At 58.4% G+C, this 16,151-nt stretch carries 11 protein-coding genes; 6 read left to right on the top strand and 5 right to left on the bottom strand.

Annotation, left to right across the window (positions count from 1 at the left end; genetic code table 11):
• Positions 1 to 74 precede the first annotated feature (74 nt).
• On the bottom strand, positions 75 to 581 hold the full coding sequence (locus GIW79_RS06095) for a GNAT family N-acetyltransferase (protein WP_236453976.1): 507 nt from the start codon (positions 579 to 581) through the stop codon (positions 75 to 77).
• Positions 578 to 988: an NUDIX hydrolase gene (locus GIW79_RS06090; protein ID WP_034126447.1), complete on the bottom strand. Its 411-nt coding sequence runs from the start codon at positions 986 to 988 to the stop codon at positions 578 to 580. The genes GIW79_RS06095 and GIW79_RS06090 overlap by 4 nt, the downstream gene beginning before the upstream one ends.
• A gap of 197 nt (positions 989 to 1,185) precedes the next feature.
• On the opposite strand from GIW79_RS06090, the gene GIW79_RS06085 reads away from it, so the two are divergent.
• On the top strand, positions 1,186 to 5,367 hold the full coding sequence (locus GIW79_RS06085) for a hypothetical protein (protein WP_236453974.1): 4,182 nt from the start codon (positions 1,186 to 1,188) through the stop codon (positions 5,365 to 5,367).
• On the opposite strand, the gene GIW79_RS06080 is transcribed toward GIW79_RS06085, so the two are convergent.
• The gene (locus GIW79_RS06080) at positions 5,368 to 6,681 is read right to left on the bottom strand and encodes an HD domain-containing phosphohydrolase (protein ID WP_054897699.1); all 1,314 of its coding nucleotides are present in this window, start codon (positions 6,679 to 6,681) and stop codon (positions 5,368 to 5,370) included.
• A gap of 199 nt (positions 6,682 to 6,880) precedes the next feature.
• Between GIW79_RS06080 and GIW79_RS06075 the strand changes: the two genes are divergently transcribed.
• The 4 genes from GIW79_RS06075 to GIW79_RS06060 are packed head-to-tail and all read left to right on the top strand — an operon-like array spanning position 6,881 to position 12,945.
• A complete protein-coding gene (locus GIW79_RS06075; protein WP_236453971.1) occupies positions 6,881 to 8,755 on the top strand; it encodes a putative bifunctional diguanylate cyclase/phosphodiesterase in 1,875 nt (624 codons plus the stop codon).
• Positions 8,756 to 8,789: 34 nt separating this feature from the next.
• Positions 8,790 to 9,755, top strand: coding sequence for a cytochrome-c peroxidase (locus tag GIW79_RS06070; protein WP_236453967.1), 966 nt, complete (start codon positions 8,790 to 8,792; stop codon positions 9,753 to 9,755).
• Entirely contained in the window at positions 9,752 to 11,569 is a 1,818-nt protein-coding gene (locus GIW79_RS06065; protein ID WP_236453964.1) for a DAHL domain-containing protein, read from the top strand. Before GIW79_RS06070 ends, GIW79_RS06065 begins: the two co-directional genes overlap by 4 nt.
• Positions 11,566 to 12,945: an ATP-binding protein gene (locus tag GIW79_RS06060; protein ID WP_127880882.1), complete on the top strand. Its 1,380-nt coding sequence runs from the start codon at positions 11,566 to 11,568 to the stop codon at positions 12,943 to 12,945. The genes GIW79_RS06065 and GIW79_RS06060 overlap by 4 nt, the downstream gene beginning before the upstream one ends.
• A gap of 20 nt (positions 12,946 to 12,965) precedes the next feature.
• Here the strand turns inward: GIW79_RS06060 and GIW79_RS06055 are convergent, their stop codons facing one another.
• Both GIW79_RS06055 and GIW79_RS06050 read right to left on the bottom strand, forming a co-directional pair.
• Positions 12,966 to 13,238, bottom strand: coding sequence for a type B 50S ribosomal protein L31 (locus GIW79_RS06055; protein WP_034126440.1), 273 nt, complete (start codon positions 13,236 to 13,238; stop codon positions 12,966 to 12,968).
• Positions 13,239 to 13,396: 158 nt separating this feature from the next.
• On the bottom strand, positions 13,397 to 14,275 hold the full coding sequence (locus GIW79_RS06050; protein ID WP_236454630.1) for a hypothetical protein: 879 nt from the start codon (positions 14,273 to 14,275) through the stop codon (positions 13,397 to 13,399).
• A 253-nt stretch (positions 14,276 to 14,528) separates the two neighbouring features.
• Between GIW79_RS06050 and GIW79_RS06045 the strand changes: the two genes are divergently transcribed.
• Positions 14,529 to 16,148: an FMN-binding glutamate synthase family protein gene (locus tag GIW79_RS06045; protein WP_054897693.1), complete on the top strand. Its 1,620-nt coding sequence runs from the start codon at positions 14,529 to 14,531 to the stop codon at positions 16,146 to 16,148.
• The last annotated feature ends 3 nt before the right edge of the window (positions 16,149 to 16,151 follow it).

Here is a 16,151-nt window from a genome sequence, read left to right as displayed (position 1 = left end):
CGATGCAGGCAACTCGGATCGCTTGTCACACCACGTAGATGCTGTCGCAGGCAAGCCAGCTCCCACCTTGGGCTTCATTCAACCCGGATTTCGCGCCACATGTGGATCTTGTCGAAGTAATCGACACCTACCCGCACCGCCAATGGCTCGAGACCGTACTGGATGAAGCCGCAGCGTTGGTAAAGTGCCAACGCCGCCTCATTTCCAGCGGTGACGGTCAGCTGGATCAGTTTCAGGCGCGGATGCCGGCGAGCCTCCTCAAGCGCTGCTTGCACCAGTTGCCGCCCCATTCCCTTCTGCTGATAAGCCTCGGTCACGTACATGCCGAACAAGGTCACCTTGTGCCGCGCCTTTTCGCGAGGCTCGTAGGCCAGGCCAACGATGCCGGCCAGTCGCGCCCCATCAAAGCCGCCCAACAGGCAATCCAGCGGGCTGTCGAGACGCTTTTCCCACCAGCTCAATGGCATCGAGGCGCGCTCCGCGACACTGGACGTGAACGCTTGCGGATACGCGCCATAGGCCTCGAGCATCAATGCCCGATAGGCTTGCGCATTGTCGGCGTCCAGCGGGCGAATCATCATGCGGTAGCCAGCGAATCACGATAGAACGGCAGGATCAAATCGCGCGTCAATGGCGCCAGATGCAAGTCACCTTCGCCCATGGGATCGATCCAGCACACCTCTTCAATCTCTGCTGCAGGGGTGACGGCGACGTCGACCTGCACCTTGAACAACTCCGCCTCTACGGTAAAACCCGGTTCGTTGGCCGCGGGTGCCGAGAACTGGCCAAGATAGACGGCTTGGCTCGGATCAACGCGCAGGTTCAGCTCCTCGTGCAACTCACGGACGAGCGCTTCGGCAGGTTGCTCGCCGGCGTCGATTTTGCCGCCCGGTTGCATGAAAGCCAGGGTATCGCGCTTGCGCACAAGCAGGGTTTGACCGTCGCCACGGACCAACAGCGCGGCTGCAATGCGGATAGTCTTGGACATGGAAGGCCCTCTCTGGGATTGAAAAGCGGCCAAGGATCCCACGCGCATTCTGCACACGCAACTCGCGAGTGCAGGGCGATTTTTTCCGACATACATACACCACAGGGTCCAGTTTCGGCCACCCTAAACTCGCAAACTCATATTCAGCAGGGCTCGCTGCACCTCGGTGCGCCGCGCTCTTTTATAAGAGTTTACTGATGCACAATTCATTGCCCACCCTCAAAGAATCATCCACTGACGAACCACAACCGCTGCCGGCCGACAGCACGTCAACCCCTACCGTGCAACCGATGACGCTTGCGGTCGTGCCGCCGGCTTCACTTTCTGCCGAAGAACAACTGGCTTACCTCACCCGTGAACTCGACAAACTCAATGCACAGACCTCTGAACTGGTAAGGCGACAGCCGAGTGTCGGCCGCGTGTACCAGCAGCAATTGGCCGAGATGTTTCCCGATGCACATCTGCCCATCAATCCCAACCAGATTTTTTATAGCCGCTATCGCGAAGACCAGGAAGGACAAAAGCACCTGCTGTCCTGCGAACCACTGGGCTCGCTGCTGGCCACCTTACGCGCGCCTGGCGCAGAGTCTTATCTGACCCAGGAGAGCGGCGCCTTCTACCGCGAATGCAACACCCTGGACACCGATAAAATCCTCTCTGCCAATGCCTCGACGACAACCCTGGCCGCCAGGCTGGAAATAGCCATCACGTTGAGCCTGAATACATTCTGGGGGGCTGGCGAGCCCTCCCAACCCAACACGGAGGAGCAATTGGTCGCGCTGCGACGACAAGTGCTAGCCCATCAACTGGCATTGCGCTCGGTGGACGGCACGTTGTCGGCGCATGCACGGACGCTGGCGCAGAACGTGCTCAAGTACCCAAGTGCTGCGGTACGTGAACAGGTGTTTACCGTCGACAACAGGCTCACGGTGTACCGACTGGCCCTGGAGAATGGCAGTGAATTCGCCGGCGCATTCATTCTGACCCCCACGGGCACGACGCCTCTGACGGGCAAAGTGATGCTCTATAGCCCAAGCGAGGAGTTTGAGGAGTTTGAAAACCTGGCGCGTTTGAATGACACCGTCGCAGCCCGCATACAAGACGGCGCAGCGCCAGGCAAGCTGTTGATCGCAAGCCTGCCGACAGCCGCTCGTACCGCGCTGAGCGGCTTGCCCGTACTGACGACGGCCCCGTCCCAGATAGACGCTGACGTGATTGCTGACAGTGTCCGCGCATTGCGAGTCAGGCAACATTTCTCCGTTCGCGAAGCCTTGCGCAGGGAGACGTTGCCCTCCACAGGCGAGCTCGACCTGGCCGCAGACCTGACGCCACAGTGGGATGTCGCTAATGCTTTTATGGTGCGCAATCTACGCCTGTTGACGGCCGAACCCGCATGGTTGAAAACCTCCGGCGAGCAAGACCAGGCTCGGTACAGGCAACTGGAACAAGAACTGATCGACAGCAATGAGGAACTCACACCTCATCTTGAGAGAATCTTGACACTGGAGGCGTTCTCCCAACAGGAGACCGACAAGGTGCTGAAAAAACAGAAACCTGTGTATGCCAACGTTGATATTGACCCTTATAGAAGCCTGGTTCATCTGCGCGTCACAACGTCCTCCCGGTCGGCCGAGATGACCGGGTATCGTAACGAGGAAGCCACCATTGTCTACATCAGCGAAGACCGCAAGATCAATATCCCGCAGTGCCTGCCAGGCAAAAAACTGACGTGGGGCACCTGGCGTACCCAAACCGTGGTGGATCTGCGCACACTGGGAAGTTATACCCAACGTAATGTCGACCCATGGTCGGTGCATGGCATACATAGAACGATCAGTGCCACCGCCAACATTATTGACACAGCCGGCAACCCTCACGGAAAACTTGGCAACGATGATTTGCGCGCACTCGCGACAGAAGCTGACATTGGCCAAAAATACGATACGTATCTGCGGTCAACCTTCTCGCAGAGCAGTGGGACAAGCAGCTTCGCTACAGTCTGGCAGCGCGCCAACGCGGCCAAAATGAATAAGGATGCGCTTGAGAACCGTCTCAACCCTGACGCAGCCAAGCTGTTTACATTCCAGACGCCAGGCAGTGGGTTTGACTGGATAAAAGCCGTCACTGAACACCCTGATTCAACCACCCGCCCCCGAGTCAGCGAATTCGAGATAGAGGTCAACCTGCTGGTATTGGGCGCCGCGCAAGAGAGGGGCCAAGGCGGGCAGGTCATGCATCGTGTCCTGGTCATTCATCGAAAAGGCACCAAGCCTGACGGGGTCAGTGTGCTGTATACCCCGGATGCACCAGATGGCGTTGCCTTCCGGGAGCTGACCAAGGGGCTGGTGGAGCTGGACACGCTGAAAGCAAAACCGGAATGGCAGACCTATTTCACTTCCCAGATGGCCACTAAGGATACGAAAGAGATCACACGGATCTTCAACGATACGCGCAGTGTGTACCGCTATACCTTGACGCCGATAACCGGCAATTTCCACGCATACCTGTATTCGGCGCAACTGGGTTTTCAACTCGCGCACGCCGACTACCGTTCACGGAGCAATGCGCAAATTTTCCGCGAATCGGCGGTAAACGCCTTTATGTTCGGGGTGGAAACTGCCGATTTTCTGCTCGGGTTGATACCCGGCAAAACCGCCCTGTCGTTTTTGCGCCGAGCTATCAACCGCGGATTAGGCGTGGCCAAGCAGCTGGGGCGGCGCATTCCGGGGCTGGCCAGTAAAGTCGGTACGGACAGGAGCACCGCCATTGTACTGACAGGTGCCTCCCTCCGCCCGTTGGAACCCGCCTGGGTCAATGTGATGCCATATCGGTTGCCTGAACAAATAGAGCCGTTCTTTGACGTAGTGGAGTTTGCCGACACCCACCGATACAGACTGTCGCGCCAGTCGGGCCGCGCACCGTGTTTTTTTGATAAACACAATAACCAGTTCATCGCGATGCGCGACCCAACAGGCCGCTATCACCTGTATCAGTCCTATGTAGAAGACGGCGCACGCTATGTAAAAGACCCGGCAGGTCACCACGTGGACTTTATGGTCGTACCGGGAGACGCAAAGAGCTGGAAGCCCCGTTTCGAACGAGACGCTGTGGGCGGAGGTTCCGTTCTGGGTGCCCTGCGTCCTCTCACCCCTGAACAGCAAGTGGATGCGGACCTGATCGCGGCGATGCGGCTTTTTGCAACAGAAGGGGAAATGCGGGATTTCGTGCGCGTCATAGAACAAACCGACGCTTCCCTGAAGCTCGATTTGATCACTCGCGCCCGACAACAGCTTGGCACCCTGGATGAAGATGAATTTCGCCGCTGGATGTCGAACTCGAAAAGCTTGAGCCGAGCCAATCAAGAGAGATTACGTAGTTCCCTGTTAAACCTGCGGCTCGAACTGGCCACGGTTGAACATATACACCTGTCGACACAACATTTTGCGCAACCCCTGTCTGCGCGGGACAAGGAAGAACTGTTTAAAAAAGTCAAAAGGCTCATAGGCAAAAACGAGAACCTCGACAAACAAATTAGAACATCGATTGCCGTTGCCGACCCCGATACTGGCGCACAATTTGTCGGGTACGCCATCACCCACAAACACCAGCATGCGATGAATAAATTCGCAGCAAAATATGAACTTTATACTTGGCGGGATGCTGCACTGAAAGTGTTTGCATACAAGCCCGAACACCTCGTACGTATTAATCAACTCGCCTCAGATCTCGGAATTACACGCCAGGAAGCGATACGTCGATTCTTATTGCTGCCTGAGACAAAAAGCACCCTGGATGCTTTCATGACGGATACCTTCAAGGCCAAACTCGCCAAGCTTCAAGTCACCTCCTTTTCAGAGGATTTCAAAAAATCCGGTATTCCCTATATCGCCCTATCCCGAGGCCAGCATGGGGCAGATACTGGCGTAGCGATGGTAGACAGTAGAGACGTCACAGCATTCGAAAAAGCCCTGCCCAAGTTTGCAACGCCTCTGGAGTTCGAAGTCCCCCGCGTTCAAACCCATAGAGTTGAAAGGCCAGCGCCGGCGCTGCCTGTCGGGCCGGAAGTCGTGCCCACTCGCGATCCGCACATCAACATCGTGAAGCTGGATGAACTGGCGCAAACCCAGAAAAAACTCCTGCCCACCCCCGCCACCGCCAAACTTGAGGAGATCACCCAGGATATCCAAGCCGGTCGCCTCAGCCGCAAGCGAATAGGCAACTTCACCTACGTCGATCTCCCCCAGGTGCAGCCCGGCACAGGCCGTGGTCTTTGGCGCGTGGCAATTGAACAAAACGGCAAAGAAGGTGGCAAAGATGTCTACATCATCAGGGGTATCTTTGATTACCACGCCAGCAAGCACGTAGCCTGGGGCGTATAACTACAGGAGGGGCGGCACCTCGTCCGGCGCCCTGATAAACACACTGTACTTGGCGCCCTCCATCGCCTCGAACGCGATCAGCTTGTCCACCAGCGGCAGGTTCAGCACCTTGCCGGCATTGAGCAATAACATGCCGTTGTCGGCATTGAGGTTGCGCGCCAGCACCATGCCGGCTTCCAGCTCACGGGTGGAGAGGACTTTTACCGTCGGATCACCCAGGGTCACATCGCTGAGGAAGGTCGCGCAGGCTTGCACGAAATCTTCCACCAACGCCGGGTCATACAGGCGCCCGGCGTACTTGCGGATATACAACAGCGCCTCGTCGCTGTTGAGGTGCCGCTCCAGGATCAGGCCTTTCTGCAATTCGATAAAGTCCACCGCCAGCTTCAGCAGCCGTGAACCGGGCGGGATCGCATCGCCCTTGAGGTGGTCGGGAAACCCCGTGCCGTCCCAACGTTCCTGGTGATGACGAATGATCCGCGCCGCGTCCTTCATCGGCTCAAGGGTCATCAGCAGCGACTCGCTCTGCCCCGGATACTCACGGTACAAGCCGCGGTCGGTGCTGTGCAGTTTGTCCGACGGTGCAACCATCATGCTGTCCGTCCAGCTCAACTTGCCGATGTTGTACAACGCGGCGGCCATGGTCAGGTCACGGGTGCTGGATTCGTCCATGGACTGGGCGGCGCAATACACCCGGATCAACTCGATCAACGCACGGTTGGTCTGTTTGTCCTTGGGCAAGCGCAGGTTGGCCAACAGCGAAAACACTTCGGTCCCGGTCACGTAGCTGCGCTTGAGCTCATCGTAGGCCAGGTCGAGCATGTCGGCGGTTTGTTGCAACTCGGCGGTACGCGCCGCCACGCGTTTTTCCAGGGTGGCGTTGAGCAGCTTGAGCTGTTCGGTCTGGTCTCGGGCCAGGCGTTCAAGGCGTTGGTGCTCGAGGGTTTGCTGCAACACCAGTTGCAACTCTTCGTCGTTCCAGGGTTTGCTGATGTAGCGGTGGATCTGCCCGTCGTTGATCGCCTTGATGATGGTGGTGAGGTCGGCGTAACCGGTGAGCAGGATGCGGCTGGTGGCGGGATACAGGCGGTGGACCTCGGCCAGCAGCGTGGCGCCGTCCATGCCGGGCATGCGCGCATCGCTCATCACCAGATCGATAGGCCGGGTCGCCATGATCTCCAGCGCCTGGGCGCCGCTGGTGGCCAATACCACCTCATAGGGCTGGCCGCGCAACAGGCGGCGCAGGCTGTTAAGGATCGACTCTTCATCGTCGACCAGCAAAACAGCGGACTTCGTAGCGAGTTGTTCATCCATGGCGACTCTGCCTTCAAATTAAACGAAGTTAGGCTAAATTGAATCCGCGCAATACAAAGCGCGATTGATTTGACGCCAACTGGCCGTCGATATCAAGGGAACTCAACTATGCTGCACTGCATGCTCGCGCCCCGTTCAGTTGTAGAACCAGGGAAGGAATTGTCATGCCATCAAGCCTTTTGCACGTGCCGAGTGCGCCATGAGGACGGAATCGGGCCGGGCCAACCGGCGCATCCTGATCGTGGATGACACGGCTTCGATCCACCAGGATTTTCGCAAGATCCTCTGTGCCGACGAGCATGGCGAGCCCTCCCTCGATACTCTGGAGTCCGCCCTGTTCGGCACCACCGCACCGGTGCGCCAGGCGTTTGACCTGGACTCGGCCTACCAGGGCCAGGAAGCCTTGGCGCTGGTCAAGAAAGCCCTGGACGCCCATTCGCCGTACGCCATGGTGTTTATCGACATGCGCATGCCCCCAGGCTGGGACGGCCTGCACACCATCGAACAGTTGTGGGAGGCGGACCCCAACCTGCAAATCGCGCTCTGCACGGCCTATTCCGACTACTCCTTCGAGGCCATCGAGGCGCGCCTGAAATACAACGACCAACTGCTGATCCTGAAAAAGCCCTTCGACCACCTGGAAATCCGCCAGATGGCCAGCGCCCTGACCTGGAAATGGCAACTGGCCCAGGACGCGGCCCTCAAAGTGATCAGCCTGGAGCGCACCATCGAGGAACGCGTGCAGGAGCTGCTCAAGGTCTCGCACTTATTGCAATACGACGCCCTGACGGAGTTACCCAACAGCACGTTGCTGGGCGACCGTCTGACCCAGGCGATCGCCTTGGGCCGCAGGCACGACACGCAACTGGCGGTGATGTTTCTGGGGCTCGACCGCTTCAAGCGCATCAACAACGCCCTGGGCTATCCGGCCGGCGACGAGGTGCTTGCACAGGTCAGCCTGAGCCTGGTGGCGGCGGTGCGGGCGTCGGATTCGGTGTTCCGTTATGGCTCTGACGAGTTCGTGGTGCTGCTTAACGATATCCAGCATCCCCAGCAAACCCAGCACATTGCGCAAAAGGTACTCAATGCCGTCAGCGCGACTCGCCATGTTGCGGGGCATGACCTGAGTGTGAGCGCCAGCCTGGGCATCAGTATTTACCCCGATGACAGCGACAATGCCGTGGGTTTGCTCAAGCACGCTGAAACCGCGATGCGCACCAGCAAAGAACGCGGCCCGGGGGATTTCAGCTTTTACACCGAAGACATGAACCTGCGCGCCCAGCATCAGCAAAACCTGGAAAGCGCGATCCGCCAGGCGCTGGACCGCGATGAATTTGTGCTGCATTACCAACCCAAGCTGGCGCTGGAGTCCGGGCGCATCGTCGGTGCGGAAGCGCTGACCCGCTGGTTTCGACCGCAGTCGGGTTGGGTCAGCCCGGCGGAGTTCATTCCGGTCGCCGAAGACAGCGGCCTGATCGTGCGCCTGACTCAGTGGGTACTGCGCCAAGCCTGCGCACAAGCCCAAGCCTGGCGTGAGATGGGCCTGGCGCCCCTGCGCATGTCGGTGAACATTTCGGCAATCGACTTTCGCCAACGGGACTTCGTCGACAACCTGGCCGCCATCCTGAAAGAAACAGGCCTGCCGCCCACCCAACTGGAACTGGAAATCACCGAAAGCGTGCTCATGCAGAACGTCGACGAAACCGTGGAGACCCTGCAAAAGATCAAGGCCATGGGCATCCGCCTGGCCCTGGACGATTTCGGCACCGGCTACTCCAGCCTCAGCTACCTGCGGCGCTTTCCCATCGACGTGCTGAAGATCGATCAATCCTTCGTGCGCGGCCTGCGCATCAATAGCCAGGACGAACAACTGATCAGCGCTATCATCGGCATGGGCAAGAGCCTGGAGCTGAACATCATTGCCGAAGGTGTGGAAACCGTCGACCAATTGAACTTCCTCAAAGCCCAGCGGTGTGAGGAGGGCCAGGGCTTTCTGTTCAGCAAGGCGCTGCCTTCGAAAGATTTTGTGCAGCTGCTGCAAACGGATAGCGCGACACTGATGCCGGATCAATAAAATAAAAAGCCCTGGGCCTGCAAGGAGTGCTCGCTTGAGCAATGTCGTAAACCACCGTTCCGGCCTGATGTTCGCGTTATGCCTGGGCACCGCATCGCTGTCAGCCGCGCCGCTGGACGAAGCGCTCAAGCCCTTGCCGGCGGTTCCAGTACTGGACCCGGCCAAGGTTGAGTTGGGTCGCCAACTGTTCAACGAGCCGCGTTTGTCGGTCAACAACACCTTGTCCTGCGCGAGCTGTCACCAACTGACCAGCGGCGGTGCCGACAACAAGCCATTCTCCATTGGCTTTGACGGCAAACCGGTGCAGATCAACACCCCTTCCGTGTTCAACGCCAGCCTGAACTTCAAACAGTTCTGGAACGGTCGGGTGGACACGCTGGAGGCGCAGGTCGAGCAGGTGGTGATCAGCCCGGTGGAAATGGGCAGCGACTGGAATACCGTGGTGCGCAACCTGTCCGCCCTGCCCGCCTACGAGAACGCGTTCAAACAGGCCTATCCCGATGGCGTCACCGCTTCCAATGTGCAAAATGCCCTGGCCACCTACGAGCGTACGCTGCTGACACACAATTCGCGGTTTGACCAATACTTGCTGGGCAACACCGATATCCTGACCCGCCAGGAAAAATACGGCTATCAACGCTTCAAGGATTACGGCTGCATTGCCTGTCACCAGGGCGTGAACATTGGCGGCAATATGTTCCAGAAGTTCGGCGTAATGGGCGATTACTTCAAGGCCCGCGGCAACCCGCTGGAATCGGACCTGGGGCGCTACCTGCTGACCCAGGATGAGGAAGACCGCCATGTGTTCAAGGTGCCCAGCCTGCGCAATGTGGCCGTCACGGCGCCGTACTTCCACGACGCCTCGGCCAAGACCCTTGAAGAGGCGGTTGACGTGATGTTCAAGTACCAGTTGGGGCGCAACCCGTCCCAGGAAGACAAGGACCTGATTATCCAGTTTCTCAAGACCCTGACCGGCGAATGGGCGGGCAAGCCGTTATGAGACCCTTGTCACGCCGACGCACCAGCCAAATCCTGCTAGGCCTCATCACCCTGTTCCTGGCCTCCACCCTGGTGTTTTTGTACCTCAAGTCTTCACGCGACCAGACAGCCACTTATACCCAGTCGCGCGACTTGATCCGCCAACTCCAGCAGCTCAATGCTCAGTGGGACAGCGAAGTACTCAAGGCCCGCATCGCGATCACCCACAACTACGACCCACTGGTCACACCGCTGACCGAGATGACCCGTATCGGGGCTGAACTGGAAAGCCGCGACACCTACCACAGCGCTGCCGACCTGCCCGGTTGGCAAGCCAGCCATGCGGCGTACCTGACGGCCATCGAGGAAAAAGCCCGGCTCGTCGACCAGTTCAAATCCCACAACGCAGTGCTGCGTAACTCATTGGCTTTTTTGCCGACGGCCGAAGACGACATCCAGGCCCAATTCAACAGCATGACCGACGAAGGCCGCCTGCAACTGCAAAGCGTGGCCACCGACACTTACGACCTGCTGCTCAGCAGCCTGGAGTTCGCCCAAGTCACCAGCGACGAACGTGCCGCCGATATCCTGGTGGGCCTGGGCAAGCTGGCCATCAACCAACAGAGCCTGCCCAGCGAGTTCCAGGCACCGGTGGAGATCCTCAGCAATCATATTTCGCTGATCCTGCGCGAACAGCCTCTGGTCAACAGCCTGCTCGAGCGGATTGCCGCCGTGCCGGTGGCCGAACACCTCGATGACCTGACCACTCACCTCAATCAGGACCAGCAGGCCACTGACCTCATCGATCATCAGTACCATCGCTACCTGCTGATCTTCTCGACCTTGCTGGTGGTAATGCTGCTCTACCTGGCGGTGCGCCTGTTGCGTAGCTTCGCCGAGATAAATCGCGTCAACCGCGCGTTGCAGGCCGCCAACGAAACCCTGGAACAACGGGTGGAGCGGCGCACGCAACAGCTCAAGGATGCCCAGAGCGAGCTGATGGACAGCGCCCGCCAGGCCGGCATGGCGGAGATCGCCACCAACGTGCTGCACAACGTCGGTAACGTGCTCAACAGTGTGAACATCTCTGCCGACCTGGTCAGCCGCAAGCTGCGCAGCAGCAAGGCACTCGGCCTGGGCAAGGCCATGCAACTGATCAACGCTCACCAAGGCGACCTGGGCACCTTCCTTACCGAGGATGAAAAGGGCAAGTTGCTGCCGGGCTATCTGAACCAGTTGGTCGAAGCGATTGCCATCGAACAGCAAGGCATGAGCGATGAGCTGGCGCAGTTGAGCAAAAGCGTGGACCACATCAAGGACATCGTCTCGACCCAGCAATCCTATGCGGGTGCGTCTACCTTGCTGGAGCCGGTCAATATCAGCGCCTTGATGGATGACGCCCTGCGTATGAACGCCGGCGCGCTGAGCCGTCACCATGTCACTGTTGTGAAGGCGTACGCCCCGGTGCCGGAGATCTTGGCGGACAAGCACAGGTTATTGCTGATCATGGTCAACCTGATCAGCAACGCCAAATACGCCATGGACAAACTGTCTGAGCGGCCACGGCAAATCACCCTGGCGGTGGAATCGGTAGGCGACGAGACCCTGAAGATCAGTGTGAAGGACGATGGCGAAGGCATACCACCCGAGAACATGGCACGTATCTTCACCCACGGTTTTACCACCCGCAAGGAAGGTCACGGCTTCGGCCTGCACAGCTGCGCCCTGGCCGCCGTGGAAATGAACGGCCAGCTCAGCGCCCACAGCGACGGGCCGGGCCTTGGCGCCGTCTTCACCTTGACCATCCCCCTGACCCTTGCCGGAAGCAGCTCATGAACCAACCTCCCAACCGGCGCATCCTGCTCATCGATGACACACCGTCCATTCATGAGGATTTTCGCAAGATCCTGATGCCCGACGAAGCCTCAACCGAAGCGCTGGATGAAATGGAGTCGGCGTTGTTCGGCGACACCGCCAAACCTCAAACCCAGGCATTCGAACTGCACGGCGCGTATGGCGGCGAGGAAGGCCTGGGCTTGCTGACCAGCGCCATGGCGCAACAGCGCCCCTATGCCTTGGCCTTCGTTGACATGCGGATGCCCCAGGGTTGGGACGGCGCCAAGACCATTGAAGAACTGTGGAAAGTCGCCCCCGACCTGCAAGTGGTGGTGTGCACCGCCTACTCGGACTATTCCTGGGATGACCTGTTGTTTCGCCTGCACGCCCACGACCGCCTGCTGATCCTGAAAAAGCCGTTCGACAACATTGAAGTCCAGCAAATGGCCAACACCCTGGCCAACAAATGGGACATGGCGCGCCGCGCTTCCCTGCAAACCTCGCAGCTGGAGCGGTTGGTGGAAGAACGCACCCAAGCGCTGCAACTGGAAATTGAAGAGCGCAAGCTCCTGGAAAGCCAACTGGTGCAGTCGGAAAAACTCGCCTCACTGGGGCAACTCGCGGCCGGTGTCGCCCATGAGATCAACAACCCGGTGGGCTTTATTTCCTCCAACCTCAGCACCCTCGACAGTTACTTCAAGCAGCTGCAACAGATGCTCGATGCCTACCAGCGCAGCGAGGCGCACATCGGGGCGCCAGAACATCGCGAACCGCTCACGGCATTGCGCAACGAGCTGGATCTGGATTTTCTCAAGGACGACATTCCAATCCTGATCCGCGAATCCAAGGAAGGCATCGGCCGTGTGGTGCAGATCGTCAAGGACCTGAAGAACTTTTCACGGGTGGATAACGACCAGACCTGGCAATTCGCCAACCTGCAGCAAGGCATTGATTCGACGCTGAACATCGTCGCCAGCGAACTCAAGTACAAGGCCGATGTGGTCAAGCACTACACGCCGCTGCCGGAAATCGAGTGCCTGGCCTCGCAACTCAACCAGGTGGTGATGAACCTGGTGATCAACGCCGCACAAGCCATGGGCCCTGAGCGCGGCACCATCACCATCAGCAACGGGGTGGACGGCGAGAACGTGTGGCTGGAAGTCGCAGACAACGGCTGTGGGATTGCCCCAGAGAGCGTGCAGAAGATTTTCGACCCGTTCTTCACCACCAAGCCGGTGGGCGAAGGTACCGGGTTGGGTTTGTCGTTGTCCTATGGGATCGTCAAGAAACACCGTGGCGATATCAGCGTCAGCAGTGAGGTGGGCAAGGGTACGAAGTTTCGGGTAGTACTGCCGATTCGGCAGACGGCGGCGTAGGGCACGCCGCCGAATCATGCTCATGCGTCAGCTTTTTTCGGGCTCGAGCCAAACGATGCAAAACGCTTGTTGAAACCGGCAATCCGGCCTTCGGCCTGGGTCTTGCGCTGCTGGCCGGTGTAGACCGGGTGCGAGGCGCTGGAGACGTCCAGCGGGATGTAGGGATAGGTGTTGCCGTCACTGTGTTTCTGGGTGCGATCGCTGTCAGCAGTGGAACCGATGAGAAAGAACACATCGGCGGCGGTGTCGTGGAACAGCACGGTGCGGTAGTCGGGGTGGATACCAGCTTTCATGAGGCCTCCGGGGCGTCTGGGCGCGGTTGATTTGTTATACAGTAACATAATATCGCACAGACAAACGAGAACCTATTGCAATAAAGGTATAACACGAGGGGCTTTGGGCCTTCTGGAAATCCATTTCCTGTGGCGTCCAACCATTAAACCAAACTGGCTTAACTGCTGATCTTATCCAGTGTTGACTGGGCCTCATTCGGCTTGGCTTCGTTGTTCTTCACGGCATTGATATACCCTTTAACGACGCCGACAAGATTTCCTCTCGTAGCGCTGGCGAGCGCTTCATCGAAACCATCAGCCCGAGTTTTGTCAAAACCCGCCTTGGCCCCTTTGATAGCTCCGATCACTCCCGGTTCCGAATCGCCAATACCTAGAAGAATGTTGCTGAGCCCAGGGATAAACCGGGTTCTCTTTCCAGCCTCGCCGGCAGCCCACTGCACGTTATCTTTGTTGGTGCCGTCCTTCCTGACATGGGTGTCGCTGGTACTATCCAGACGGTGATGCTCATGCAAGGCTAAATAACCCTGTTCCGTAAAGTCTTTCCACATGCCTGCAGGTGTACCGTGCCGAGCGTCGCCGCTACGGGTAATGCCTTCAAGGTCGCCATTTCCGTGCGCCTTGCCTCGGTGTTCGCCGTCAGCCGATAAAGACGTATCGATATAGTTGAGCACCCGCGCAGCGTTGAAGGCTGCATCAGCCCGTGCGTCCGGGTCTTTGTTGTTACTCGTCCAATCCCCCAGAAGTTTGTAAGCCAATGAGCGACTGACATCTTTTTGATGACCCAGTTTTTTGAGGATCGGATTATCGTTGACGATTTGTTCGGCGGTGCGGTTATCACCCGGTGGGCGGCCTGTGGCAATCTCCGGCTTTCGGCTCACATCCTGCTCGGGTTTTTCGATACCTTCCATGCGTTTGTGTTCTTGGGCAATTTGCTCCCGTAGCGCGCCGGTTAACTGGCTTTTATTCCAATCGTGGCTGGAGGGGGCAGAATTCCAGACATTGGAAAAAGCATTCCCTACCGCTATCGATGTCGTCATAGGTAAGTCACTCGTTTTGGTCGTTATAAATTCCTTCTTGATAAAGTGTCCTTACTTTCACAGCGCCCGGTCACAACCAGACACTCAATGAATGTGATGGGGCAGCAATACGTTCCTGATCAGCTGATAATTTTTTTCTGTACAAATACGCAGAGGCCCAAATAGCTGACTGGACGATCAATCCTTGTCCGTGCTTTGTCGACAGGTGCAGAATGGTTAATCGACCTGAAGAGTCCGAACCCAAGGAAACCGTATGAGCCTGTCCTTGTTAAGCCGCTACGCCTTCTTTGCTGTGTGCGTCATTTTCACCCTCGCCAGCCTCCCCTTTATCGAACATGAATGGCTGTGGCCGATCACGCTGGTCACCGGTGTACTCAGCCTGATCGGCATTGTCGACCTGCTGCAAAGCCCCCATGCGGTGCGTCGCAACTATCCGATCCTGGGCAATATCCGTTACCTGGTGGAAACCATCCGCCCGGAAATCCGCCAGTACCTGCTGGAGTCTGACAGCGACGCCCTGCCCTTCTCCCGCGCCCAGCGCTCGCTGGTGTATTCGCGCGCCAAGAACGAAACGGCGGACAAACCCTTCGGCACCCTGATTGACGTGTACCAGTCAGGCTTTGAATTTATCGGCCACTCCATGCGCCCTGCGCCACTGAGCGACCCCAGCAGTTTTCGCGTGATGGTCGGCGGCCCGCAGTGCACACAGCCGTACTCGGCGTCGGTGTTCAATATCTCGGCCATGAGCTTCGGCTCATTGAGCGCCAACGCGATCCGGGCACTCAACCACGGCGCCAAGCTCGGCAACTTTGCCCACGATACCGGCGAAGGCAGCATCAGCCCCTACCATCGCGAAAACGGCGGCGACCTCACCTGGGAACTGGGCAGCGGCTACTTTGGCTGCCGCACCAGCGACGGCCGTTTCGACCCCGAACGCTTCGCTGTGCAGGCCCAGAACCCGCAAGTGCGCATGATCGAAATCAAGATGAGCCAAGGCGCCAAGCCCGGCCATGGCGGGATTTTGCCCAAGCACAAGGTCACCCAGGAAATCGCCGACACCCGCGGCATCATGATGGGTGAAGACTGCATCTCGCCGTCGCGTCACAGCGCGTTTTCCACGCCGATCGAGCTGATGCAGTTCATCGCTCAGTTGCGCGAACTGTCCGGCGGCAAACCTGTGGGCTTCAAGTTCTGCCTGGGCCATCCGTGGGAATTCATGGGCATCGCCAAGGCCATGCTCGAAACCGGCATCCTTCCGGACTTTATCGTGGTGGACGGCAAGGAAGGCGGTACCGGTGCCGCGCCGGTGGAATTCACCGACCATATCGGCGTGCCGCTGCGCGAAGGCCTGCTGTTCGTGCATAACACCCTGGTGGGCCTGAACCTGCGCGACAAGATCAAGCTCGGCGCCAGCGGCAAGATCGTCAGCGCCTTCGACATCGCCAGCGTCCTGGCCATCGGCGCCGACTGGGCCAACTCGGCGCGTGGTTTCATGTTCGCCATTGGCTGCATTCAGTCGCAGTCATGCCACACCAACAAATGCCCGACTGGCGTCGCCACCCAAGACCCGCTGCGCCAACGCGCGCTGGTGGTGCCGGACAAGGCCCAGCGCGTGTTCAACTTCCACCGCAACACCCTGCATGCCCTGGCAGAAATGCTCGCCGCCGCCGGGCTCGATCACCCGTCGCAGTTGTCGGCCAAGCACTTGGTACGACGCATGTCGGCGACCGAGATCAAACTGTTTTCGCAGTTGCATGTATTCCTCAAGCCTGGGGAATTGCTCACAGGGGAAGTGAACGGCGAGTTTTATTCGCGGATGTGGCAGATGGCGCGGGCGGACAGTTTTGAGCCGCATGAAATTGCTGCAGCCTAAAGG

The organism is Pseudomonas sp. PA-7-1E (genome assembly GCF_021605325.1).
Taxonomy (GTDB): Bacteria; Pseudomonadota; Gammaproteobacteria; order Pseudomonadales; family Pseudomonadaceae; genus Aquipseudomonas; species Aquipseudomonas fluorescens_BV.
This window is presented reverse-complemented; position numbering and strand designations above follow the sequence as displayed.

Excerpts from the sequence above, each read along its gene's own strand:
- GIW79_RS06090 (WP_034126447.1), bottom strand. The coding sequence starts at position 988 with ATGTCCAAGACTATCCGCATTGCAGCCGCGCTGTTGGTCCGTGGCGAC.
- GIW79_RS06095 (WP_236453976.1), bottom strand. The coding sequence starts at position 581 with ATGATGATTCGCCCGCTGGACGCCGACAATGCGCAAGCCTATCGGGCA.
- GIW79_RS06080 (WP_054897699.1), bottom strand. The coding sequence starts at position 6,681 with ATGGATGAACAACTCGCTACGAAGTCCGCTGTTTTGCTGGTCGACGAT.
- GIW79_RS06050 (WP_236454630.1), bottom strand. The coding sequence starts at position 14,275 with ATGACGACATCGATAGCGGTAGGGAATGCTTTTTCCAATGTCTGGAAT.
- GIW79_RS06055 (WP_034126440.1), bottom strand. The coding sequence starts at position 13,238 with ATGAAAGCTGGTATCCACCCCGACTACCGCACCGTGCTGTTCCACGAC.
- GIW79_RS06045 (WP_054897693.1), top strand. The coding sequence starts at position 14,529 with ATGAGCCTGTCCTTGTTAAGCCGCTACGCCTTCTTTGCTGTGTGCGTC.
- GIW79_RS06060 (WP_127880882.1), top strand. The coding sequence starts at position 11,566 with ATGAACCAACCTCCCAACCGGCGCATCCTGCTCATCGATGACACACCG.
- GIW79_RS06085 (WP_236453974.1), top strand. The coding sequence starts at position 1,186 with ATGCACAATTCATTGCCCACCCTCAAAGAATCATCCACTGACGAACCA.
- GIW79_RS06065 (WP_236453964.1), top strand. The coding sequence starts at position 9,752 with ATGAGACCCTTGTCACGCCGACGCACCAGCCAAATCCTGCTAGGCCTC.
- GIW79_RS06075 (WP_236453971.1), top strand. The coding sequence starts at position 6,881 with ATGAGGACGGAATCGGGCCGGGCCAACCGGCGCATCCTGATCGTGGAT.